Annotated in this window: 19 protein-coding genes and 1 riboswitch; of the genes, 17 read left to right on the top strand and 2 right to left on the bottom strand. The window is 66.4% G+C overall.

From position 1 onward, the window contains the following. Positions 1-3 precede the first annotated feature (3 nt). The 7 genes from bcsG to bcsZ are packed head-to-tail and all read left to right on the top strand — an operon-like array spanning position 4 to position 12310. Positions 4-1623: a cellulose biosynthesis protein BcsG gene (bcsG, locus tag HDC96_RS15155; RefSeq protein ID WP_179460991.1), complete on the top strand. Its 1620-nt coding sequence runs from the start codon at positions 4-6 to the stop codon at positions 1621-1623. Beyond that, positions 1623-1829, top strand: coding sequence for a cellulose biosynthesis protein BcsR (gene bcsR / locus HDC96_RS15160; RefSeq protein WP_179460739.1), 207 nt, complete (start codon positions 1623-1625; stop codon positions 1827-1829). Before bcsG ends, bcsR begins: the two co-directional genes overlap by 1 nt. Further along, positions 1826-2587 (top strand): cellulose biosynthesis protein BcsQ, encoded by a 762-nt coding sequence (gene bcsQ / locus HDC96_RS15165; protein ID WP_218842291.1) that lies wholly within the window; start codon positions 1826-1828, stop codon positions 2585-2587. Before bcsR ends, bcsQ begins: the two co-directional genes overlap by 4 nt. Continuing rightward, a complete protein-coding gene (gene bcsA / locus HDC96_RS15170; protein WP_179460740.1) occupies positions 2584-5202 on the top strand; it encodes a UDP-forming cellulose synthase catalytic subunit in 2619 nt (872 codons plus the stop codon). Before bcsQ ends, bcsA begins: the two co-directional genes overlap by 4 nt. Beyond that, complete coding sequence (gene bcsB / locus HDC96_RS15175) at positions 5199-7580, top strand: cellulose biosynthesis cyclic di-GMP-binding regulatory protein BcsB (RefSeq protein ID WP_179460741.1); 2382 nt, start codon at positions 5199-5201, stop codon at positions 7578-7580. The genes bcsA and bcsB overlap by 4 nt, the downstream gene beginning before the upstream one ends. Before the next feature lies 1 nt (position 7581). Beyond that, the gene (gene bcsC, locus HDC96_RS15180) at positions 7582-11163 is read left to right on the top strand and encodes a cellulose synthase complex outer membrane protein BcsC (protein WP_179460742.1); all 3582 of its coding nucleotides are present in this window, start codon (positions 7582-7584) and stop codon (positions 11161-11163) included. Then, on the top strand, positions 11147-12310 hold the full coding sequence (gene bcsZ / locus HDC96_RS15185) for a cellulose synthase complex periplasmic endoglucanase BcsZ (RefSeq protein WP_179460743.1): 1164 nt from the start codon (positions 11147-11149) through the stop codon (positions 12308-12310). Before bcsC ends, bcsZ begins: the two co-directional genes overlap by 17 nt. A 37-nt stretch (positions 12311-12347) precedes the next feature. On the opposite strand, the gene HDC96_RS15190 is transcribed toward bcsZ, so the two are convergent. Then, entirely contained in the window at positions 12348-13664 is a 1317-nt protein-coding gene (locus HDC96_RS15190) for an NCS2 family permease (RefSeq protein WP_179460744.1), read from the bottom strand. A gap of 152 nt (positions 13665-13816) precedes the next feature. Next, a complete protein-coding gene (gene ettA / locus HDC96_RS15195) occupies positions 13817-15481 on the bottom strand; it encodes an energy-dependent translational throttle protein EttA (protein ID WP_176990420.1) in 1665 nt (554 codons plus the stop codon). A 236-nt stretch (positions 15482-15717) separates the two neighbouring features. Between ettA and HDC96_RS15200 the strand changes: the two genes are divergently transcribed. The 10 genes from HDC96_RS15200 to nusB all read left to right on the top strand — a co-directional run bounded on the left by HDC96_RS15200 (position 15718) and on the right by nusB (position 23529). After that, entirely contained in the window at positions 15718-16188 is a 471-nt protein-coding gene (locus tag HDC96_RS15200) for an RcnB family protein (RefSeq protein ID WP_179460745.1), read from the top strand. Positions 16189-16390: 202 nt separating this feature from the next. Then, positions 16391-17644: a serine hydroxymethyltransferase gene (gene glyA / locus HDC96_RS15205; RefSeq protein ID WP_179460746.1), complete on the top strand. Its 1254-nt coding sequence runs from the start codon at positions 16391-16393 to the stop codon at positions 17642-17644. Position 17645: 1 nt separating this feature from the next. Then, the gene (locus HDC96_RS15210; protein ID WP_179460747.1) at positions 17646-18071 is read left to right on the top strand and encodes a hypothetical protein; all 426 of its coding nucleotides are present in this window, start codon (positions 17646-17648) and stop codon (positions 18069-18071) included. A 3-nt stretch (positions 18072-18074) separates the two neighbouring features. Continuing rightward, positions 18075-18518, top strand: a complete 444-nt coding sequence (locus tag HDC96_RS15215; protein ID WP_179460748.1) for a hypothetical protein — start codon at positions 18075-18077, stop codon at positions 18516-18518. 108 nt (positions 18519-18626) lie between these two features. Next, a complete protein-coding gene (gene nrdR, locus HDC96_RS15220) occupies positions 18627-19148 on the top strand; it encodes a transcriptional regulator NrdR (protein WP_019182518.1) in 522 nt (173 codons plus the stop codon). Between the two features lie 69 nt (positions 19149-19217). Further along, on the top strand, positions 19218-20300 hold the full coding sequence (ribD, locus tag HDC96_RS15225; protein ID WP_179460749.1) for a bifunctional diaminohydroxyphosphoribosylaminopyrimidine deaminase/5-amino-6-(5-phosphoribosylamino)uracil reductase RibD: 1083 nt from the start codon (positions 19218-19220) through the stop codon (positions 20298-20300). A gap of 188 nt (positions 20301-20488) precedes the next feature. After that, positions 20489-20632: riboswitch (FMN riboswitch) on the top strand. Between the two features lie 75 nt (positions 20633-20707). Continuing rightward, the gene (locus HDC96_RS15230) at positions 20708-21340 is read left to right on the top strand and encodes a riboflavin synthase (RefSeq protein ID WP_179460750.1); all 633 of its coding nucleotides are present in this window, start codon (positions 20708-20710) and stop codon (positions 21338-21340) included. Further along, positions 21337-22452, top strand: a complete 1116-nt coding sequence (gene ribB, locus HDC96_RS15235; protein WP_179460751.1) for a 3,4-dihydroxy-2-butanone-4-phosphate synthase — start codon at positions 21337-21339, stop codon at positions 22450-22452. The genes HDC96_RS15230 and ribB overlap by 4 nt, the downstream gene beginning before the upstream one ends. A 133-nt stretch (positions 22453-22585) precedes the next feature. Next, on the top strand, positions 22586-23053 hold the full coding sequence (gene ribH, locus HDC96_RS15240; RefSeq protein WP_019182514.1) for a 6,7-dimethyl-8-ribityllumazine synthase: 468 nt from the start codon (positions 22586-22588) through the stop codon (positions 23051-23053). Further along, positions 23050-23529 carry a transcription antitermination factor NusB gene (gene nusB, locus HDC96_RS15245; RefSeq protein WP_176990411.1) on the top strand — a complete coding sequence of 160 codons (480 nt, stop codon included), beginning with the start codon at positions 23050-23052 and terminating at the stop codon, positions 23527-23529. The genes ribH and nusB overlap by 4 nt, the downstream gene beginning before the upstream one ends. The last annotated feature ends 6 nt before the right edge of the window (positions 23530-23535 follow it).

Here is a 23535-nt window from a genome sequence, read left to right on the forward strand (position 1 = left end):
GGCGTGGTGCCGGCAGCACCGTATGCCTGGGCGGACCTGCGCGGTTGGAACCTGTATTTCCTGTCCAAGGTCGTCCTGGCCTGGATGGGGGCGCTGAATCTCAAGGTGCTGCCCAATCTGCTGTTCCTGGTCGCGCTGCTGGTGCCTCTGCGGTGGCGCTGGGCGCGTATCGCGCGCAGCGTTCTGGCCTTGCCGATCGGCGTCGCGCTCTACTATCAGGACACGTGGTGGCCGCCGTTCCAGCGCCTGTTGGCGCAGCCGGGCGTGTTGGATTTCTCGGCCTCGTATTGGCTTGAGTTGATGTCCCGCTTCGTCAACTGGCCCATGGTAGGCGCATTGACGCTGCTGGTCGTTGCTTACCTGCTGCTCAAGCCCTGGCTGCGGATGACCACGCTGAGTGTGATCGGCATGCTGGGTCTGGCACTCATCGCATTGCCGCTGCCGGCAGGGCTGCAATGGGGAGAGCGAACTGACGTGGCCTCCACCGACCCGACGCCTGGCCGTTCCACGGCTCCGCGCGGCCCGGCCAATACCGATAGCCTCAATGCCTACCTGGCCAATTTCTACCAGCAGCAGGACACACTCAAAACCAGCTTCCCGGGCCCCTCGGCGGGTGCCCCCTTCGATGTGATCATCCTCAACGTGTGCTCTCTGGCCTGGAGCGACCTGGACGAGGTCGGGATGCGCCAGAACGACCTGTTGGACCACATGGACGTTGTGTTCGATTCGTTCAATTCTGCAACGGCTTATAGCGGCCCCGCGGCGATCCGTCTGCTGCGCGCGAGCTGCGGGCAGACCTCGCACACGCGTCTGTTTGATCCCGTGCCGGCTGAGTGCCAGTTGTTCTCCAATCTGCAGCGGCTGGGCTTCCAGAACGAGCTGGCCATGAACCACGACGGCCATTTCGATGATTTCATCGGTGAGCTGTCCAGCTATGGCGGACTGCAGGCCAAGCCGATGGATACCAGTGCATTGCCGCGGGCCCTGGTCGCGTTCGACAACACGCCTCTGCACCGGGATGGTGACGTCCTGATGAGCTGGTTGAAGCGCCGGCAGGCCGAACCTGCCGCGCAGGTCGCCCTGTTCTACAACACCATCTCCCTGCATGACGGCAATCGCATCGTGGGTGCTGATGGACGTGCAGCCGCGGCCGACTACAAGGCCCGCGCGAACATGGTGCTCGGTGACATGGCGAGCTTTGTCGATGCTGTGGAAAAGAGCGGGCGCCGCGCAATGATCGTGGTGGTTCCGGAGCATGGCGCTGCATTGCACGGAGATCGCATGCAGATCCCCGGGATGCGTGAGATTCCCAGTCCCTCCATCACCCATGTGCCTGTCGGGGTCAAGCTGGTGGGGATGGGTGCGCCAGCGGGGGGCGGTCCCCGTCATGTCACCGAGCCCAGCAGCTATCTCGCGCTGTCCGAACTGGTTTCGAGGGTGTACGCGCTCAATGCACAGGTACCCGCCCAGGATCGCGATTGGAGCGCACTGCTGCAACGCCTGCCGGTGACGCCCATGGTGTCGGAGAACGAGGGTGCCAAGGTGCTCGACTACGACGGCAAACCTTACCTGCAGTTGCAGGGCAACCAAAGCTGGATGCCGTACCCGGAGGACGCACGCTGATGCCCAGCCATCCCCAGCCTGTACTGACACCGCGTTCGGTGCAGGACGACGATATCGCCTACCTGCGGCGCAGTCTGCAGATGCCAGAACTGCCGTACGTGGATTTTTCCGCGCAGCAGGAGCGCATGCAGGCGCTATCCCGCTGGCCGCTGCTGCGTGAGCTGGCCGGCATGCCGACCATCGACCTCGATCCGGTGCGCCGGTGAGTACCGTCCTGGCCATGTATGGGCTGCGCGGTGGAACTGGCGTCAGCACACTGTTGGCCGGCCTGGCCGACGCGCTGCACGCGCTGCAGCAGCGCGTACTGCTGGTCGACATGAGTCCGGACAATCTGCTTGGCCTGCATTTCAACCTGCCGTTCATCGAGCCGACCGGCTGGGCACGTGCTCAGATGGAGGGCAGCGATTGGCGCGATGCCGCGTTCGCCGTGGAAGATGGCTTGACAGTGGTGCCCTATGGACGCCTGGACCTGGGCGGCATCTCGGCGGTCGAACAACAGCTGGCTGCGCGCCCCGAGCTGTGGGGCCAACGCATTGAGGCATTGTCCGCCGACGTGGATTGGTTGCTGTTCGACCTGCCGTCACATCTGCCCGCCCACGCGGCCTCGATCCTCCGCCACGCGCGCTGCGATATGGGGCTGCAGGTGGTCAACGTAGACAGTGGAAGCCATGCGCTGCTGCAGCGTCCCGAGCTGCGCGATCGTGCGCAGGACTGGCTGCTGGTCAATCGCTACGATCCCGGCAGGCAGCTGCAGCGTGACCTGATGCAGCTGTGGCTGCACGATTTCGACGCGCGCTTGGTGCCGCAGCCTGTGCATGAGGACGGGAGTGCGCCGGAGGCATTGGCCAGCAAGCTGCCGATCCGTCGGCATGCACCGGCCTCGCTTGCCGCTGCGGACCTGGACAGCCTGGCGGTCTGGTGCCTGACCCGTGCCAACCTGGACCCGGATGAGGCACGCGGATGAATCTGCATTACCTGCCCTACGCGCACCTGCGCCGCAACGTCAGCGCCAGTCGTCCGACATTGTGGTGGCTGTGGTTGCTGCAGCAGGTGAGCTGGCTGTTCCTGCGCCTTGAGGGCCCTGCCTGGCAACAGCAGGCGGCGCTGGTCAAACGTGGATTTCCGCAGCTGCGTGAGAAGCGCTACTGGCGTGTCGGCGATCCATTGCGTCTGCTTATCCAGGCCGCTTGGATCGCGCTGGTTCGTATCACGCCAAAGATGTCACCGCGGCGGACACGATTGCGCCTGGCACAGCGGAAGCGTCTTGCGCGCCTGCGTGGTGTCGCCGGGCGTGGCCGCCTGCGTTACCTGCGGACCATGCAGGACGCGCCCCCCAGTCTGTGGAACAGTGCTCCCTGGCAATGGCTCTGGGCGCGGCTCAACCGCCTTTCGCCGCGTGCACGCCGGATCATCACGCTGTTGATCGGCGGCCTTGCCGCCGTCCTCGCCGTGGTGTGCATCACCCAACCGTTCAATTACATGGCGCAGTTCGTTTTCGTGCTGCTGCTGTGGGGTATCGCTCTGCTGGTGCGGCGCATGCCGGGACGGTATGCCACCCTGATTCTGGTCGTGCTGTCGATCACCGTGTCGTGTCGTTACCTGTGGTGGCGCTACACAGCGACGCTGAACTGGAACAGCACCTTCGATCTCATCTGCGGCGTCATCCTTCTGGCTGCTGAAACCTATTCCTGGCTGGTGCTGATGCTGGGCTACGTGCAGGTGGCGTGGCCGTTGAACCGCAAGCCGGCGCCCCTGCCGGCCGACACGTCGCAATGGCCGACGGTAGATGTGCTGATCCCGACCTACAACGAAGATCTCGCCCTGGTGCGACATACCGTTTACGCCGCCATGGGCCTTGACTGGCCCGCGGACAAGCTGCGCATCCATGTGTTGGACGACGGCAGGCGCGCCGAATTCCGCGCCTTCGCCGAGCGCGTCGGTGTCAATTACATTGCCCGCAGCACCAACGAGCATGCCAAGGCCGGCAACCTCAATCATGCCCTGACCCAGATAGATGGCGAGCTGGTGGCGATTTTCGACAGTGACCACCTGCCAGTGCGTTCGTTCCTGCAGATCACCACCGGCTGGTTCCGCCGCGACCCGCGCTTGGCGCTGGTGCAGACGCCGCATCACTTCTTCTCGCCGGATCCCTTCGAGCGCAACCTGCGGGTATTCCGTCGCGATCCAAACGAAGGCGAGCTTTTCTACGGCCTGGTCCAGGATGGCAATGATCTGTGGAATGCCGCGTTCTTCTGCGGCTCATGCGCGGTTCTGCGTCGAGAGGCGATCGATGCCATCGGTGGCTTTGCCACAGAAACCGTCACCGAGGACGCACATACCGCATTGCGTCTTCACCGCAATGGGTGGAATTCGGCCTATCTGCGCATCCCACAGGCGGCCGGGCTGGCGACCGACAGCCTGGGTGCGCACGTCAACCAGCGCATCCGCTGGGCCCGCGGCATGGTGCAGATCTTCCGCATTGACAATCCCCTGCTCGGCAAAGGTCTGTCACTGTTCCAGCGCTTCTGCTACGCCAATGCGATGCTGCATTTCATGGCCGGCATCCCACGCCTGGTGTTCCTGACCGCCCCGCTGGCGTTCCTGCTGATGCATGTCTACATCATCTATGCGCCCGCGTTGGCGATCATGCTGTTTGTGTTGCCACACATGGCGCATGCCAGCCTTACCAACTCGCGTATTCAAGGCAAGTACCGTCGGCCGTTCTGGGGCGAGGTGTATGAAACGGTCCTGGCGTGGTACATCGCACGGCCCACCACGGTTGCGCTGTTCAGTCCCCGCCGTGGCAAGTTCAACGTCACTGACAAGGGCGGCATGCAGGCCCAGGACACCTTCGATTGGCGGGTCGCGCGTCCCTATCTGGTGCTGGCTCTGCTGAATGTCGCCGGCCTTTGCTTCGCGGTGTGGCGATTCCTGGATGGGCCGGTGGATGAGCGCGGTACGGTGGTGGTCAGCTCACTCTGGGTGCTCTACAACCTCCTGATCATCGGCGGCGCGCTCGCGGTGGCAGCCGAGGTGCAGCAGGTACGCAAGACGCATCGGGTCACCACCGATCTGCCCGCGGCGTTGCAGCTCCCAGGTGGCCGCCGTTGCACGGGCGTGCTGCGCGACTATTCCAACGACGGTGTTGGTATCGAGCTTTCCGAGCCGGTGGGCCTCGCCGACGGAAGTGAAGTCACCCTGTTGCTGGGTCGTGGCCGACGGGAGTTCGCGTTCCCCGGCATCGTCCAGCGCAACGTCGGTCAGCGCTTGGGCATCCTGTTGCGCTTCGATACCGAGCAGCAGCGGGTGCAGTTCGCCCAATGCACCTTCGCCCGTGCCGATGCCTGGTTGGACTGGCACGCCGGATATGAAGCGATGAGCCTGCCGCGCAGCTTGTGGAGCGTTCTCTCGCTCGGCTGGCGAGGCTATCGCCGTATGGGTGAATTCGCGCCCTTTGATGCTCAGCGCCCCGTGCACTGGACACGTAACGCTCTCCAGTGGCTGGCCAGCTTCGCACCGCAACGACCACTTCCTTCTCCATCGGCTGACCCAGCCGTCCACACAGGGCCCCGTCCATGAGCTTGCCTACCTCCCTGCGCTGGCTGCTGCTGCCATTGCTGGCATTGCCGATTGCCAACGGCAGCAGCGCACCGGTTGCCCCGGCATCCGCGCGCCCCGCCCCTGCGGCTGATCAGTCCACCTCCGCCCCGGCCGCAGTTTCAACGCCGGTCGCTGTTGCGTCGGTCCCTGCGTCCCCAACGTCAACGGTGGCGGCGCAGGCGCAGAGCTGGCGAGGTCAGGCGTGGCCGTGGCAGCGTGCGAGCAGTTTCGCTGACCTCGGCCGACGACAGGATGTCATGCTGTCCGGCGTCCGTAATGCGGCGACGTACGAGTTCCAGGTCCGTCGGGATCGGTTGGCCCGTGATGCGGAACTGGATCTGAGTTTCACTCCCTCGCCCGCGCTGTTGCCGACCCTGTCGCATCTGCGCGTATTCCTCAACGATGCATTGATGGACGTTGTACCGATCAGCGACAGCCAACTGGGCAAGCCAGTCCAGGCAAAAGTGGCACTGGACGCTCGGTTGATCGGCGATTTCAATCAACTGCGCTTGGAGTTTGTCGGTCACTACACCGACATCTGCGAAGAGCCGACCCACAGCTCACTCTGGGTAAACGTGGCCAGCAGCAGCGTGGTGCGCCTGGGCGGCCAGCCGCTGGCAATGCAGGATGACCTGGCCAACTTCCCGCTGCCGTTCTTTGACCCGCGCGACAGCGCGCGGCTGGAGCTGCCCGTGCTGTTTGCCGGTGCGCCGTCGCTGCAGCAGCAACGCGCCGCAGCCGTGATGGCGTCCTACTTCGGCAGCATGGCAGGGTGGTGGCGACAGGCGCGATTCCCCGTGTCGTTCGACCAACTGCCAGAGAAAGGCCACGCCGTGGTGTTTGCGGTCAATGGCAGGTTCCCCTCCGTCATCGCCGGGCATGCACCGGTGCAGGGACCGGTGATCGAGCTGGTCTCGCTTCCTTCGGATCCGGAGCGCAAGCTGTTGCTGGTGCTGGGTCGCAATGATGCGGACCTGCAGACGGCCGTGGCGGCAATGGCCGCAGGCAATGCACTGTTCCGTGGCAACGTGGTCAAGGTCGACGAGGTCAAGGCGCTGGCGCCGCGCAAACCGTACGATGCGCCCAACTGGATGCGCACGGACCGCGCCGTACGCTTCGCCGACCTGCTCGACTACCCGCAGCAGCTGCGGGTGCAAGGGGTATCCCCACAGCCGATCACGCTCAACCTCAACCTGCCGCCGGATCTGTTCATCTGGCGCAACCAGGGCATTCCGTTGAACCTGCGTTATCGCTATACCCCGCCTTTCAATAGTGACGAGTCGCGGCTCGGGGTCAGCATCAACGACCAGTTCATCTCCAGTTTTCCGTTGATCAAGCGCACCGGGAAACAGGGGCTGGAAGAGATCCGTCTGCCTGTCATGGGCAGCGATGCGGGTAGCGGCGACGGCAGTCTGTTGATTCCGGCGCTGAAGATCGGCAACCGCAACCAACTGCGCTTCGATTTCAATTTTGCCAGTGTCATGGGCAGTGCGCAGCGCGATCATTGCCAGACCACGTTGCCCCCCAATCTGCAGGCGGCGATCGAAGAAGACTCGACCATCGATTTCTCCGGCTTCCACCACTACATCGGGCTTCCGGACCTGTCGGCATTTGCGCTGAGCGGCTTTCCTTTCACGCGCATGGCCGATCTCTCCGAGACCGTGGTGCTGGTGCCGCCGCAGGCCAACGCCGCTCAGGTCGGGATGCTGCTCAATGCGGTCGGCGGCCTTGGCGTGCAAAGCGGATATCCGGCTTACGCGCTGCGTGTGAGCGATGACTGGAAGCAGGCTGTGACGCTGGATGCGGACCTGCTGGTGCTGGGGACATTGCCTGAGAACCTGCGTGGCAGCGACCAGCTGTCGCTGTTGATCGATAATCAGCGCAGTACGCTGCTCAACGGCCGCGTACCGTCGCCGCAGACTGCCGTGGCCGAGGCGCGCCAGGGCAGCCGCGGTGCGGACGCGCCCATCAATCGGGTCGCGGTCACTGCCGATGCTCCTTTCGCGGCGATCATCGGCATGCAGTCACCGACCCATCCACAGCGCAGTATCGTGTCGCTGGCGGCCAACCAGTCGGCCGATTACGCGCTGCTGGATGACGCATTGACCGACATCGGCAAGCGTGCGGCCATCGCCGGCTCCGTGGCGATCCTTCGCAGTTCCGGCATCCACAGTCAGTTCGTCGGCGAGCACTATTACGTGGGCTCGCTACCGTGGTGGCTGCTGCTTTGGTATCACCTGGCCGACCATCCTGCCCTGCTGGCCGTACTCGCCACGGTGGTGGTGCTGCTGGCTGCGTTCCTGCTGTGGCGTCTGCTGCGTTGGGTGTCGTTGCGCCGGTTGAATCCGGAGCCGTGAGATGAAGCCAGCCGCACGACCGCTCGCCGTTGCCGGTAGCCTGGTCTTCCTGGGGTTGGCCGGTGCTGGCATGGCGTGGGGGCAGGATGCTCCGCTACCGGTCAACGGCACCCTCGCCGAACAACGCCAGTGGCTCTTGCAGCAGGTGCGGGTGGGCGAGGCGACCGGCCGCCAGGCGCTGATCGAAGATGCGCTGGCTCGTCTGCGGATGCTTGCCCCGGATGATCGCGACACACTGCTCGCGATCGTGGAAGTCCAGTTGTCGCAACAGAAAGTCGATGATGCCACCGCAACCCTGCAGCGACTGCGCCAGATCGGTGCCGGCACTGCGGAATTGGCCTCTGCCGAACGCCTGTGGCGTGCCTATCGCGGCGACCTGCAGCAGGAACTGCAGCAAGCGCGCCTGCTCGCCACCGGCGGGCGGACGGACGAGGCCATGGTGATTTACCGACGCCTGTTCGACGACAACCCGCCCGGGCTGCAGCTGGGCATCGAGTACTGGCGCTTGCGCGGCGCCCAGCCCACGGGACGAAGCCTGGCGATCACCCGGTTGTCTGCACTCGATGCGCGCTACCCGGGCAACACGAACGTGCTGCAGATCCTGTCGCAGCTGTTGTTCAACGCCGGTCGCGATGATGAAGCCCTGGCCGTGCTGCAACGCATTTCACGAAATCCTGAGACCCGCACCCTGGCTGCCCAGAGCGAGTGGTCGTACTTGTCTTCGCAGCCGGCGACCGAGCGAAGTGTGCGGCTGCTGCGCGCCTTCATTACCCGGTATCCGGCCTGGGCGCAGCTGGACGACGCGCGAAAGCGTTACGCCGAGCAGAACAAACTGGTCAGCGACCCGGCCTGGCGGGCCGGCCTTCGAGCCCAGCAGCAGCTGGAACGCGGGAACAACGCTGCCGCAGAGACAGGCTTTCGCGAGGCATTGAAGCGCTATCCGCGGGAAGCCGATTTTCTGGGTGGCTTGGGCCTTGCGTTGATGCGCCAAGGAGATCGAAGCCAGGCCCTGGACTACTTCCAGCAGGCGCAGCGCGCGGTCACCGATGGCGCCAGCGGAAAATGGCAGGACCTCATCGCGAGCACGCGCTACTGGCTGCTGCTGGAGCGGGCGGATGCCGCGATGGCCGCCGGCGATACGGCGAGCGCGCGCAGCCTCTATACCCAGGCGCACCGCCGGCAGCCACGCGAGGTCAACGCGATGCTGGGTCTGGCCGACGTCGCGGTGGCAGAGCAGGACGATGCTGGGGCCGAGCGTCAGCTGCTGGCTGCTCAGCGCACCGCGCCGCGAGATGCCAATGTGATCCGCAAGCTGGTGCAACTGTATGGGCGCACCGATCCGGACCGGCTGGAGACGTACATCGCACAGCTGCCTGCATCGCAGCGCACGCTGTACACCGCTGATCTGCTGCAGTTGCGCCTGCAGCGACTACAGCAGCGGCTGGACCTCGCGCACGCACAGGGCGAGGTGAGGGAGGCAATCGTTCTGGGGCGTGAGATGCGCCTGCAGCGGCCCGCAGATCCGTGGCTGGCCTATCGGCTGGCCAACGATCTGCGCGCCGTCGGTGAAGATGCCGACGCCGACGCGGTGATCACCGACATGCTGTCACACACGGCCGGCGATCCGGTCGCGCGCTATGCGCAGGCGTTGTACTTGTCGTCCATCGGCCACCTCGATGCCGCCTTGGCGGCTCTGGCCCAGGTCCCCGCCACGGCGTGGGATGAGGACATTCGAGCACTGGATTCACGGCTGCGCCGCCAACAGCTCATCGACACCGTATGGACACTGCGTGGCAGCGGCCGTGAGGCGGAGGCGATTGCCCTGTTGGAAGCGCAGCCGCCGAGCGCGGATAACCTGCTGATCCTGGCCGACTGGGCGCGCGAACGCGGCGACTTCGAGGCCGCGTCGGCGCGTTACGCGCGGGTGCTCGAGGCTGAGCCGGAAAACGTCGATGCGCAGTTGGGCCGCATCCAGGCCTGGATAGGGATCGGCGACCTGCCGAGGGCGCGGCAGGCGATGGCCAGCACACCACCGGCCGTGGCCGACGATGCGGTTGGACAGCAGCGTCAACTTGCCGGTATCTGGACCGACCTGCATGAGAATGCAAAGGCCTTGGCGATTCTGCGCCAGCTGATCCAGCGCAAGGCCGGACCGGACGCGCAGACATACCGTGATACTGCACGCTTGGTACGCCGCGGCGCACCCAGCGAATCGCTGGATCTGTATGCCTTGTCCATGCAGGACAACGGAGTGCTTGCCCCGGCCCAGGCACTTCCTCGCGATGACCGCGCGCTGACGTTGGCATCCCGCGAGAACGCACAGGACGACTGGCTGCGGCGCAGCATCCGCAGCGATGTGGAAACCTTGTACCAGCAGCAGAATCCTACCTTGACCGTGATGCAGGATTCCGGACGCCGCAGCGATGGCACGCCCGGCATCTCGCGACTGGCCCGTGATACCCGCATCGTGCATCTGGACGCGCCTGTCGCACAGGGCCTGGGCTTCGCACGGATCGAACAGGTGTCGCTGAACGCCCGCAGCTTCCAGACAGACGCCGACGGTAGCTACGACGAAGATTACGGGACCTGCCAACTTGATCTGATACAGGCGGACGGTACCCGCGTGCGGGCTCCGGGATGCAATCGCAACGTCCACCAGCGCATGAATTCCGGCGCGGGACTCGCGGTGGGGTGGCGCACGCTGGACGATACCTTCAGCGTTGACGTCGGGCACACCGCATCCGGTTATCCGGTCGGCAATTGGCTCGGGGGGGTGACGGTAGGGGGGGATCTCGGCGTGCTGGGCTGGTCTGCCACGGCATCCCGGCGACCGATGACCAACTCCCTGCTGTCGCAGGCCGGGGCGGTGGACCCGCGTAGCGGCATCCGCTGGGGCGGCGTCACAGCCAACGGCGCGACCTTCAGCCTTGGCTACGACCGTGGCGGGCGCAACGGCGTGTGGTCGAACTGGAGCTGGCATCGCCTGCTGGGAGAGAACGTTGCCGACAATGACCGTGCGCGCGCCATGGCGGGGTGGTACCACAAGCTGATCGTGCGCACCGACATGCGCTTGGACGCTGGAGTGACCGCGATGTACTGGCGCTATCGGCACGATCTGGGCGGCTACTCGTTGGGGCAGGGCGGCTACTACAGCCCGCAGCAGTACACCTCCCTCAGCCTGCCGGTCAGTTTCGCCTGGCGCAATGATGATTGGTCGGTGCGCCTGGATGGCTCGGTGAGCTGGTCACGCTCGCGAACCGACAGCTACAGTCGCTATCCAGAGGTGGGACTGATGGACGCGATCCTGGCCGGACTGGCCGACACCTATGGTCCGGTAACCCTGGATCCCTCCGGGCTGTATACCGGCGAAAGCCGCAGCCGTGGAACCGGCTACCGATTCTATGCGGCGGTCGAACGCCGGCTCGGCGACCATCTGGTACTGGGCGCGGCCGGCACCCTCCAGCGCAGCGAAGATTTCGCGCCGAACACGTTCCAGCTCTACCTGCGGTATACCTTCAATCCTTGGCAGGGAAACCTGCCGCTTCCGGTTGCGCCACTGGTGCCCTATGGCGAATTCCGCTGAATTTCCGAGTCTGCGCCGCCGTCGTCTCATGCAGGCGATCGCTGCGGTGGGCGTTGCTGCCAACCTCCCGGACCTGCGCGCAGCAACGGGGTCGGCGCGTGGGAAGGCTGCCTGGCTGGAATGGGGGATCCTGGCCGATTCCAGTCTGAGCAGCGACGGACGCATGATCGACCGTAGCGCATCGGACCTGCGGACAACCTCAGAGGGGCAGTCCTACGCGCTGTTCTTCGCACTGGTCAGCAACGATCAGGCGCAATTCGACCGCATCCTTGGCTGGACGGTGGATAACCTTGCCGGGGGCGACATGTCCAGGCGCTTGCCGGCCTGGCTGTGGGGACGCGACGAGGCAGGGCGCTGGAGGGTGTTGGACGACAACCCTGCCTCCGATTCTGACCTGTGGCTGGCCTACACGTTGATTGAAGCGGCCCGGCTGTGGCGCCGACCCGGGTTGCTGGAGGTGGCCAAGGGCATGCTGGCCCAGGTGCGCGAGCGCGAGATCGTCGACCTGCCCGGCCTGGGGCCGATGCTCCTTCCGGGGGCGCAGGGATTTGTCGAGGATGATTACTGGCGTCTCAACCCCAGTTATCTGCCGATGCCGCTCCTGCGCCGTTTCGCGGGGGTCGACACCCGTGGTCCGTGGCCGACAATCGCACGAAATTCGCTGCGCATGCTGCGGGACACGGCCCCGAAAGGGTTCGCCCCGGATTGGACGGCTTGGCGCTCCAGCGGCTTCTTCGCCGATCCCGTAAAAGGTGCAATGGGCAGCTACGATGCGATCCGCGTGTACCTGTGGGCAGGCATGACCGACCCGCGCGATCCAGCGTTCAAACCAACGCTGGCCGCGTTGCATGGCCCCTTGGCCCGGCTGCGTGAGCAGGCGACGATGGTTGAGCGCGTGGATACACGCGCGGGCACCCAGACCGGCACCGGGCCTTACGGATTCACCGCCGCGGTCCTGCCCTACCTGCAGGCGCAGGGGGAAAGCGCACTGGCGACGCGACTACGCGCGACGCTGCCGGAGGTGGCCCGACTCCGCGCCGATCCGCCGGCGTACTACTCACACAATCTGCTCCTGTTCGGAAGTGGCTGGTTTGACCGCCGCTACCGTTTCCGCGCGGACGGCCAATTGCGGCCGTCCTGGGCCTGATCCGCCCCATGCCGATCATGGCTCGGCATGCCCATCCTCATTCCAGCGCGTAGCGCAGCACGAACAACCCGGCCACCAGCCACACGGCCGGATGCACTTCGCGCCAGCGCCCGGTGCCGGCTTTCAGCACCGCATACGCGATGAAGCCGAACGCCAGGCCATTGGCGATCGAGTAGGTGAACGGCATCGCCAACGCGCACAACGCAGCCGGGACGGACTCGGTCAGGTCGCCCCAGTCCACGTCCACCAGTTCGCGCAGCATCAGCCCGGCCACGAACAGCAGGGCGGGCGCGGTGGCATAACCGGGCACCATCTTGGCCAGCGGCGAGAACAGCAGCGCCGCCAGGAACAGCGCGGCCACCACCAGTGCGGTCAGGCCGGTGCGGCCACCGGCCTGCACGCCCGAGGCACTTTCGGCGAACGCGGTGGTGCTGCTGGTCCCGAGCAGCGAGCCGGCCACGATCGCGGTGCTGTCGGCCAACAGGGCCCGTCCGAAGCGTTTCTGTGCGCCCGGCAGCTTGAGCAGGCCGGCACGACCGACCACGCCGTACAGCGTGCCGGTGGCATCGAACACTTCCACCAGCACGAACACCAGCACCACCTGCAGCAGCACCGCCATCGGCGCGCCGCCGTCGTGGTGCAGCAGGCCGGGCAGATCCAGCTGAAGGAAGGTCGGGGCCAGGCTCGGCGGCAGCGAGATCAGCTCGGTGTACTGCACCTCGCCCAAGGCCCATGCGGCGCCCGTTACCGCCAGGATGCCGATCAGGATCGCGCCGCGCACCTTGCGCGCTTCCAGGATCGCGATCAGCAGGAAACCGGCCAGTGCCAGCAGCGGCGGTGCGGTATTGAGCGGGCCCAGCGCGACCAGGGTGTCGGTGTTGGCAATGATCACGCCGGACTTCTGCAACGCGATGATCGCCAGGAACAGGCCGATGCCGGCCACGATCGCCGCCCGCAGCGAGGGCGGGATGCCCGCCACCAGCCAGGCGCGCACGCCGGTCAGCGACAGCACCAGGAACACCAGTCCGGAAATGAAGACGGCGGCCAGTGCCTGCTGCCAGGGCAGGCCGGCCGCGCCGACCACGGTGAACGCGAAGAACGCATTCAAGCCCATGCCGGGGGCCATGCCGACGGGGAAGTTGGCGGCGAACGCCATCACCAGCGAGCCCAGCGCGGCGGCCAGGCAGGTGGCGACGAACACGGCATCCGGGTCCATGCCGGTGGTGGCCAGGATGTCCGGGTTGACGAAGACGATGTAGGACATCGTCAGGAAGGTGGTCAGGCCGGCCAGCAACTCGGTGCGCACGGTGGTGCCGTGCTGCTGCAGCTGGAACAGGCGTTCGGGGAGGGACATGGTGGAATCTCGTGGCGATAAGGCGTCACGACCAACGGTCGTGACCTACCAGAATGCAAAACAGCCGCGCGGTGCGCGTCTGCGTCACGACCCACGGTCGTGACCTACCGGAATGCAAACGGCCGCGCAGTGCGCGGCCGTTCTTCATCCCCTTACTTCAGCGCCTTGAAGCGCAGCCGCTTCGGCGCGGCGTCGTCGCCCATGCGGCGGCGCTTGTCTTCTTCGTACTCGCGGTAGTTGCCCTGGAAGAACTCCACGTGCGAGTTGCCTTCGAAGGCCAGGATGTGGGTCGCGATGCGATCCAGGAACCAGCGGTCATGCGAAATGACGAAGGTGTTGCCCGGGAACTCCAGCAGCGCATCTTCCAGCGCACGCAGGGTTTCGATGTCCAGATCGTTGGACGGCTCATCGAGCAGCAGCACGTTGCCACCCTGCAGCAGGGTCTTGGCCATGTGCAGGCGGCCACGCTCACCACCGGACAGCGAACCGACCAGCTTCTGCTGGTCCTGGCCCTTGAAGTTGAAGCGGCCGATGTAGGCGCGCGACTGGATCTCCACGCCATTGATGTTGAGGATGTCCAGGCCGCCGGCGATTTCCTGGAAGACGTTGTGGTTGCCTTCCAGCGCGTCGCGGCTCTGGTCCACGTAGGACAGCTTGACGGTCGGGCCGACCACGATCTCGCCGGTATCCGGCTTTTCCTGGCCGGTGATCATCTTGAACAGGGTCGACTTGCCGGCACCGTTGGGACCGATGATGCCGACGATCGCGCCACCGGGCACCAGGAAGTTCAGGTCGTCGAACAGCAGGCGATCACCGAACTTCTTGGAGACATTCTTGAACTCCATCACCGCATTGCCCAGGCGCTCGCCCGGCGGGATGAAGATTTCGTTGGTCTCGTTACGCTTCTGGTAATCCACCGACTGCAGTTCTTCCAGGCGGGCCAGACGCGCCTTGCCCTTGGTACGGCCGCCCTTGGCGTTCTGGCGCGACCATTCCAGTTCCTTCTGGATCGCCTTCTGGCGGGACTTTTCCTGGTTGTCTTCCTGGCGCAGGCGGTCGTCCTTCTGGGTCAGCCAGTCGGTGTAGTTGCCCTTCCACGGAATACCGCGGCCGCGGTCCAGTTCCAGGATCCACTCGGCGGCGTTGTCCAGGAAGTAGCGGTCATGGGTGACCGCCACGACGGTGCCGGTGTAGCGCGCCAGGAACTGTTCCAGCCATTCCACGGACTCGGCGTCCAGGTGGTTGGTCGGTTCGTCGAGCAGCAGCATGTCCGGCTTCTGCAGCAGCAGGCGGCACAGCGCCACGCGGCGCTTTTCACCACCGGACAGGGTGCCGACCACGGCTTCCCACGGCGGCAGGCGCAGCGCATCGGCGGCCACGTCCAGCTGGTTTTCCAGGGTGTGCGCGTCGCCGGCGGCCAGGATCGCCTCCAGGCGCTCCTGTTCCTTGGCCAGCTTGTCGAAGTCGGCGCCTTCCTCGGCATAGGCCAGGTACACCGCGTCCAGCGCGGCCTGGGCCTGCAGCACCTCGCCTACGCCTTCCTCGACCGACTCGCGCACGGTCTTGGTCGGGTCCAGCTCCGGTTCCTGCGCCAGGTAGCCGACCTTGATGCCGGCCTGCGGACGGGCTTCGCCCTCGAAGTCGGTATCCACGCCGGCCATGATCTTGAGCACCGTCGACTTGCCCGAGCCGTTCAGGCCCAGCAGGCCGATCTTGGCACCCGGGAAGAACGACAGCGAGATGTCCTTGATGATCTGCCGCTTGGGCGGGACCACCTTGCTGACGCGGTTCATGGTGTAGATGTATTGCGAGGACATGAGGTCTCCGAAGGCGCAACCCTGCGCCCGTTCCATACGGAACAGGAACAGATGGAAGAAAAGGATGGCCCGATTATAGCCGGAAGCGATCAGGACCGCCGGGAGCCACCGGCCCTGGGGCTTGCCGCCGCCTGAATGCGGGGTCAAAGCCCTTGAATTGGAAACCGTTTCCAGCCGGAGACCGTTCAGACGCCGTCCGCATGATGGAGCCATCAACCCACCAAGCGAGGCCAGTCATGCGCATGAATCGATTTGTAGTCGGGGCCGTTGCCTCGCTGCTGGCCTTGGGCACCGTGGCCCCGGCCTTTGCCGATGACCACCGTGGCCGCGGTCACGACCGCCGGGAGTGGCGTGATGACCGCCGCGACAACCGCCACGATCGCCGCCACTGGCGCGACGACCGCCGCGAAGTGCGTCATGACCGCCGCTACGATCATCGTTACGACAACCGCGGCTACTACCGCCCGGCACCGCCGCCGCGCGTGGTCTATCGCCCGGGCCCCGGGTACGGTTCGTATGGGTGGGCCCGCGGCCACCGTTACCGTGAGTACTACGGCGGCCCGGTGTACGTGGTCAACGATTACAGCCGTTACTCGGTACGACGCCCGCCGCGCGATCACCACTGGATCCGCGACGACCGCGGCAACCTGCTGCTGGTCGCCATCGCCACCGGGATCATTGCCGACTACGTGATCAACAACCGGTAAGGCCGGGTCAGGTCCCTGCGGTAGTGAACAGGAACGGCGCCCTTCGGGGCGCCGTTCTGGTTTCGCCGGCGGGCCATTGCGGCTGGCGTCCTGGTCTGCATGCGGCGCTGCCGCCGGTGGGCGGCGCCATTGGTCAGCCCCGCCCCCGCGGACTACAATCCAAGGCTCGCGCTGTACCCCCTCTGCCTGCCTGGAGTAACCGATGTTCCCGCGTGACGTCCGCATCGAAAGCTACGATCCCGAACTGGCCAAGGCCATTGCCGCCGAAACCCAGCGCCAGGAAGACCATGTCGAGCTGATTGCCAGCGAGAACTACACCAGCCCGGCGGTGATGGAAGCCCAGGGCAGCCAGCTGACCAACAAGTATGCCGAGGGCTATCCGGGCAAGCGCTACTACGGTGGCTGCGACTACGTGGACATCGCCGAGCAGCTGGCCATCGACCGCCTCAAGCAGCTGTTCGATGCCGACTACGCCAACGTGCAGCCGCACAGCGGTTCGCAGGCCAACCAGGCCGTGTACTTCGCGCTGCTGCAGCCGGGCGACACCATCCTGGGCATGAGCCTGGCGCATGGCGGCCACCTGACCCACGGGGCCAAGGTCAATGCCTCGGGCAAGCTGTTCAACGCCGTCCAGTACGGTGTCGACGAAGCCGGCCTGATCGACTATGACGAGGTCGAGCGCCTGGCCCTGGAGCACAAGCCGAAGATGGTCGTCGCCGGCTTCTCGGCCTACTCGCAGGTCATCGACTGGGCGCGCTTCCGTGCGATCGCCGACAAGGTCGGTGCCTACCTGTTCGTGGACATGGCGCACGTGGCCGGTCTGGTCGCCGCCGGCGTCTACCCGAGCCCGCTGCCGCACGCCCACGTGGTCACCTCGACCACCCACAAGACCCTGCGCGGCCCGCGTGGCGGCATCATCATCGCCAAGGGGGCAAGCGAAGAACTGCAGAAGAAGCTGCAGTCCATCGTGTTCCCGGGCATCCAGGGCGGTCCGCTGATGCACGTCATCGCCGGCAAGGCCGTGGCCTTCAAGGAAGCGCTGGAGCCGGGCTTCAAGGCCTACCAGCAGCAGGTGGTCAAGAACGCCCAGGCGATGGCCAACACGCTCATCGCGCGCGGCTACAAGATCGTCTCCGGCGGTACCCAGAACCACCTGATGCTGGTCGACATGATCGGCAAGGATGTCTCGGGCAAGGATGCGGAAGCCGCGCTCGGCCTGGCCCACATCACCGTCAACAAGAACTCCGTGCCGAACGACCCGCGTTCGCCGTTCGTGACCTCGGGCCTGCGCCTGGGCACCCCGGCGGTCACCACGCGCGGTTACCTGGAACAGGACTGCGTGGACCTGGCCAACTGGATCGCCGACGTGCTCGACGCCCCGGCCGACGAGGCCGTGATCGCCCGCGTCCGCGACGCGGTCAGCGCGCAGTGCCGCAAGTATCCGGTCTACGGCTGATATGGACGCGGGCCGGCAACGGCGTACCTACGCCGTGCTGGCCCTGGTCTGCGGCATCGTGGGGATGGCCGGCGGCGGCACCTTCGCCGCCATCGGGGTCTGGGTCGCGTTCGTCGAACCGGCCTATCTGGACCGGGCCTCGCGCCTGTTGATCGGCGGCTGGGGCGCGGCGGGGCTGATCGGGGTAGGTGGCTGGCTGTGGTTGAGCAGCCGCTATCTCCGGCACGGCCGCGCAGGTCTGCAGGACAGCGGGCGCTGGGCGTGGGGTGCGCTGGCCCTCGGCGCGCTTGCCGCCGTGGCGGTCGTGGGAATGGCGTTCTGGCAGGCCACCGCGAGTCCGATGGCACTGGTCCTGCTGCTGGCGGGGCCGCCGCTGATGTTGCCTGCGGTCATGCTGGTGCGGCTGCGGCGCAGCCGGGGCCACTGACGGATGACGCTTCATCGCAGGCAGCAGCGTGCCCTGCTGCTGCACCTCGGTCTGTTTGGACTCCCCCATGCCGTGGCCGCGTTCGTGCTGGTGGGTCTTTGCCTGCGCGACGTGCTCCACCAGTACGGTGGGGCGGGCGACGCGCCGGGCTGGGCAGCGGCGTGGTTCGGGACCGCCAGCCTCATCGTCATGACCTGGCTCACCCTTGCCCGGCGGTGGTGGCAGGGCGGCCCCGGCACGGTTCCGGCGGCGTCCACGGCTTGGTGGGCAGGCCTGCTGCTCGCCCTGGTGGCAACGGGCATTGCCTGGACCGGCCTGGTGCGGTCGATCTTCCACCTTCATCTGTCCGATGCGGCCCTGCCAGCGGCTGCCCTGGTCCTGGTGGCGGGGCTTCCGCTGCTCTCCTGCGCGGCGCACCTGCTGTGGTTGCATCTGCGGGCCCGCTAGACAGGGCTGGCCTCTCCCCTTGTCCATTTGCTGTAGCCGGTCCCTCTCAGGTACCGTTGCGACGCTGCCGTGACCACGGCATGACGTTTTCCTGATGCAAGGCGTTCCATGTACTGTCCGTTCTGCCAGCATGCCGACACCCGTGTGATCGATTCGCGCGTCTCCGAAGACGGCGCGACGATCCGGCGTCGCCGCGAGTGCGAGGCCTGCAACGAGCGCTTCAGCACTCTGGAAACCATCGAGTTGAAACTGCCGGCCATCGTGAAAAGCGACGGCAGCCGCGAGGCCTTCGACGCCCGCAAGGTGCGCAGTGGTTTCGACCGCGCGCTGCAGAAGCGGCCGGTGCCCGAAGACAAGATCGAACTGGCGGTGCGCGCGGTGATGCAGCAGGCGCGCATCTGCGGCGAACGTGAAATCCCCTCGATCAAGGTCGGCGAGTTCGTGATGAACGAACTGCGCAAGCTCGATCACGTGGGCTACGTGCGTTTCGCCTCGGTGTACCGCAGCTTCGAGGACGTGGCCGATTTCCGCGAGGAGATCGAGAAGCTCGAGCGCGAACTGCCCTCCAGCACCGAACAGCTCCAGCTGCTCGGCGATGTGATCGCGCTGACCAAGAAAAAGAAAGGCTGAGCCGCGCCGCATCACGGCCGCCACGGCTGGGCTACCATCGCGGCTGCCTGCCGCCGGACGCCCACCGCCATGACTGACTTCACCGCTCTCGACCACCAGCACATGGCGCATGCGCTGCGCCTGGCCGAGCGCGCCGCGTATACCGCGCGGCCCAATCCGATGGTCGGCTGCGTGATCGCACGCGATGAGGTCGTGGTGGGGGAGGGCTGGCACCAGCGCACCGGCGGCCCGCACGCGGAAGTGTTCGCGCTGCGCCAGGCCGGCGAACAGGCGCGTGGCGCCACCGCCTACGTCACCCTGGAGCCGTGCGCGCACCATGGCCGTACCCCGCCGTGCGCGCTGGCCTTGATCGAGGCGGGCGTGAGCCGGGTGGTCGCGGCGATGCGCGATCCGTTTCCGAAGGTCGACGGCGGCGGTTTCGTGCTGCTGCGCGAGTCCGGCATCGCGGTGGCCGAAGGGCTGATGGCCGCGCAGGCGCGCGAACTCAACCAGGGCTTCCTCTCCCGCATCGAACGCGGCCGTCCCTGGGTGCGGGTGAAGCTCGCCGCCAGCCTGGATGGGCGCACGGCGATGGCCGATGGCCGCTCCAAATGGATCACCGGTGCGGCCGCCCGCGAGGACGTCCAGCACTGGCGCGCGCGTGCCGGCGCGATCCTGACCGGTGCCGCCACGGTGCTGGCCGACGACCCGATGTTGACTGTCAGGCTGACCGATACCGAGGTGCTGCCGCCGCTGCGCGTCGTGCTCGATGCGCGGCTGCGCTCGCTGGACTGCGCGCGCGTGCGTGAGGGCGGGGCGCCGACCTTGTATCTGCATGACGCCGCGGTCCGTCCGCCGGAGGCTGCCGGCGCCGAATTCGCCAGCGTGCCCAGCCATGACGGGCGACTGGATCTGGGCGCGATGCTGGCCCTGCTCGCCGAACGCGGCATCAATGAGGTGCATACCGAGGCCGGCGCGACCCTGGCGGGCGCGTTGCTGGCCGGCGGCTGGGTCGACGAACTGCTGCTCTACCAGGCCCCGACGCTGCTCGGCGAGCATGGCCTGCCGCTGCTGTCGGGCCTGGGCATCCACGCGATGGACGATCAGCGCCGGATGCGCGTGGTGGATCAGCGCCAGGTGGGCGGCGACCTGCGGTTGCTGCTGCGCCCATAAAAAACGGGTCCCTTGCGGGACCCGTTCGATCATGGCGCGGCGCGGACGCCGCGGCCCGATCAGTAACCGACGCAGGCACCCCTCTCTCCAAGGGCGCAGCGCTCAGTCGGCGAGCTTAACACTTATTTAACTTAAAGCCCCCAGTCAGGGTGCCCTGTTACACTAGCCGGGCCGGTTCGCCGGTACACAAACGTCTTCAGGGCGGGGTGCGATTCCCCACCGGCGGTAGGTGCGCAAGCACGAGCCCGCGAGCGCTTCCCGTTCCCGGGAAGGTCAGCAGATCCGGTCCGATGCCGGAGCCGACGGTATAGTCCGGATGAAAGAAGACGGTGCGGCCGGGCCTTGCGCTCGGCGTGCACCTATATGCCTTGCGGCGTTTTTCGCTCACTTTCCGCGGAGAACGTTCCTTGTTTACTGGAATCATCGAAGGCGTCGGCCGTCTGGCCGCACGCGACACCCTTGGCGGCGATGTCCGCTTTACCTTTGACGTAGGCACCCTGCCGTTCGAGAACGTGCAGATGGGCGAGAGCATCGCCATCAACGGGGTCTGCCTCACCGTCATCGCGCACGACGCCACCCGCTTCCAGGCCGACGCCTCGACCGAGACGCTGGGCCTGACCACGCTGGGTCAGCTGGCCGTCGGCGCCGTCATCAATCTCGAACGCGCGATGCGCCCGACCGATCGCCTCGGCGGTCATCTGGTCAGCGGCCATGTCGATGGTCTCGGCCAGGTGCTGTCGGTGCATGACGATGCGCGTGCCCAGCGCTGGCGCTTCGCTGCGCCGGCCGCGCTGCTGCGCTACATCGCCAAGAAGGGCTCGATCTGCGTGGACGGGGTCAGCCTGACCGTCAACGAAGTGGACGAGCAGGGCTTCGAGGTCGCGCTGATCCCGCACACCGTGGCCAACACCGCCTTCGCCGCGACGGCCGTCGGCAGTGCGGTCAATCTCGAGATCGATCTGGTTGCCCGTTATGTAGAGCGTCTGATCGGAATGCCGGCCAACGGCCAGCAGCTACAAGGTGCAGGAGCACGCGCATGAATTTCGCCCCCATCCCCGAGATCCTCGAGGACATCCGCCTCGGCCGCATGGTCGTCATCGTCGATGACGAAGACCGCGAGAACGAAGGCGACCTGATCATGGCCGCCGAGCTGGTCAAGCCCTCGGACATCAACTTCATGGTCACCCATGGCCGGGGCCTGGTGTGCCTGCCGCTGACCCGCGAGCGCGCCGCCGACCTGGGCCTGGCCCCGATGGTGCAGGCCAATACCGCGCAGTTCCAGACCAACTTCACGGTCAGCATCGAGGCCGCCGAAGGGGTCACCACCGGCATCTCGGCCTACGACCGTGCGCACACCATCCGCACTGCGGTGAAACCGGACGCCAAGCCGGCCGACCTGCACCAGCCGGGCCACATCTTCCCGCTGATCGCCCAGCCGGGCGGCGTGCTGACCCGCGCCGGGCATACCGAGGCCGGCGTCGATCTGGCCCTGCTGGCAGGCCTGGAGCCGGCCGGTGTGCTGGTGGAGATCCTGAACCCGGATGGCAGCATGGCGCGCCGCCCGGAGCTGGAGGTGTTCGCCCGCGAGCACGGCCTGAAGATGGGCTCGATCGCCGACCTGATCGCCTACCGCCTGGCCACCGAGAAGACCGTCGAGCGCGTCGACGAGCGCGGGATCGAGACCGAGTTCGGACCGTTCACCCTGGTCACCTACCGCGACCGGATCGCCCACGACCTGCACTTCGCCCTGGTCCGCGGCACCCCGGATGCCGAGCCGACCCTGGTCCGCGTGCAGGTCGAAAACCCGCTGGCCGACCTGCTGCACTGGCGCCGTGACGATTTCGGCGTGGCGTCCACCGACGCCCTGCGCGCCATTGCCGCCGCCGAGCGCGGCGTGATGGTGGTGCTGTCCGCGCCGCGTGATACCAACAGCCTGCTGGCCCGCCTGCGCCAGCAGCCGGCGCCGGTCGCCCCCGGCAAGGACAAGGACGTGAGCCAGTGGCGCCGCAACGGCGCGGGGGCGCAGATCCTGTCCGACCTGGGTCTGGGCAAGCTGCGCGTGCTGGGCACGCCGCGCCGCCAGATCGGCCTGGCCGGCTACGGCCTGGAAGTGGTCGAGACCGTGGGGAACACGTCATCGCATGCGCGCTGACGCCCCACCGCTTCGCGGCAGCCCCCTGACTCAGGGGGCTGTTGCACCCGAGCCGTGCCGTAACGCGCGGCGACCCGGCTACACGCGCCCATGCGCTAGAATATTCACCTATTAAATGGACCCCACGCCGAACATGAGCCATTACGAAGGCGACCTCCGTACTCCGGAAAAGGCCCGTTTCGCCATCCTCGCCAGCCGCTGGAACGCCCGCATCACCGACGTGCTGGTGGCCGGCGCGCGGCAGAGCCTGGCCGGCAACGGGATCGACGAGTCCGCCATCGACGTGATCCGCGTGCCCGGCGCATGGGAACTGCCGCTGGTCGCCGCGCGTCTGGCGGCGGCCCATCAGCATGCCGCGATCATCACCCTGGGCTGCGTGATCCGGGGCGATACGCGCCATTACGAACACGTGGCCGACCGCTGCGCCGAGGGCCTGATGCGCGTGCAACTGGACTTCGGCGTGCCGGTGCTCAATGGCGTGCTGGCGGTGGAGCGGGTCGAGGATGCCGAAGCCCGCGCGGGCGGCAGCCACGGCAACAAGGGTGAGGAAGCCGCACTGACGGCGTTGGAAATGGTCAATCTTCTGGAGCAGCTGCCATGAACAAGTCAAACCAGGGCAAGCCTGCTGGAAAGCCCGTCCGCCGCGATGGCGTCGACCCGGTGCTGCGTTCGCGCGCCCGTCGTCGTGCGCTGCAGGCGATCTATGCGTGGCAGATCTCGGGCGGCAACGCGCAGAGCGTGATCGCCCAGTTCGCCCACGAGCAGGCCCGCGAAGTGGCCGATCTGGCCTACTTCGAAGCGCTGGTCCACGGCGTGCTCGACAACCGCAAGGATCTCGACGCGGCGCTGGATCCGTACCTGGATCGCGGCATCGAAGAAGTGGATGCGATCGAGCGCGCCGCGCTGCGCGTGGCCGCCTATGAAATGCGCTTCCGCCTGGACGTGCCGTACCGCGTCGTGATCAACGAAGCGATCGAATCGGCCAAGCGTTTTGGTTCCGAGCATGGCCACACCTACGTCAATGGTGTGCTGGACCGCGCCTCCGTCGAGTGGCGCAAGGTCGAATCGGGTCACTGATCCGCC

Source organism: Stenotrophomonas sp. JAI102 (assembly GCF_013409105.1).
GTDB classification, from domain to species: domain Bacteria; phylum Pseudomonadota; class Gammaproteobacteria; order Xanthomonadales; family Xanthomonadaceae; genus Stenotrophomonas; species Stenotrophomonas maltophilia_AA.